Below are 669 nucleotides of genomic sequence, written 5' to 3'. Positions count from 1 at the left end.
GGCACGACGGATCGTGTCCTGGATCAGCCGTTGCATCGGCCGCGCACCCATCAGGGGGTCGAAGCCCTTCTTCGCCAGGTGCTTGCGCAGCACATCGGTGAAGGTGACGTCGACCTTCTTCTCGGCAAGCTGCGTTTCGAGCTGCAGCAGGAACTTGTCCACGACGCGCAGGATGATCTGCTCGTCGAGGGCCTTGAAGCTCACGATCGCATCCAGACGGTTGCGGAACTCCGGTGTGAACAGGCGCTTGATGTCGGCCATCTCATCGCCCGCCTGGCGCGGGTTGGTGAAGCCGATGGTCGACTTGTTCATGGTCTCGGCACCCGCATTGGTCGTCATCACGATGATGACGTTGCGGAAGTCGGCCTTGCGCCCGTTGTTGTCCGTCAGCGTTCCATGGTCCATGACCTGCAGCAGGACGTTGAAGATGTCCGGGTGCGCCTTCTCGATCTCGTCGAGCAACAGCACCGCGTGCGGCTTCTTCGTAATGGCTTCGGTCAGCAGGCCACCCTGGTCGAAACCAACGTAGCCCGGAGGCGCGCCGATCAGCCGGCTCACCGCATGGCGCTCCATGTACTCGGACATGTCGAAACGGATCAGCTCGATGCCCATGATGTAGGCGAGCTGCTTGGCCGCTTCGGTCTTGCCGACGCCGGTGGGGCCGCTGAA

Annotated in this window: 1 protein-coding gene; it reads right to left on the bottom strand. The window is 62.3% G+C overall.

Annotation, left to right across the window (positions count from 1 at the left end; translation table 11 throughout):
* A partial coding sequence (locus tag AC1DTN_RS37995) for an AAA family ATPase (RefSeq protein WP_477925312.1) occupies positions 1-669 on the bottom strand: 669 nt, incomplete at both ends.

This window comes from Rhizobium sp. 01T444 (genome assembly GCF_056398305.1).
This window is presented reverse-complemented; position numbering and strand designations above follow the sequence as displayed.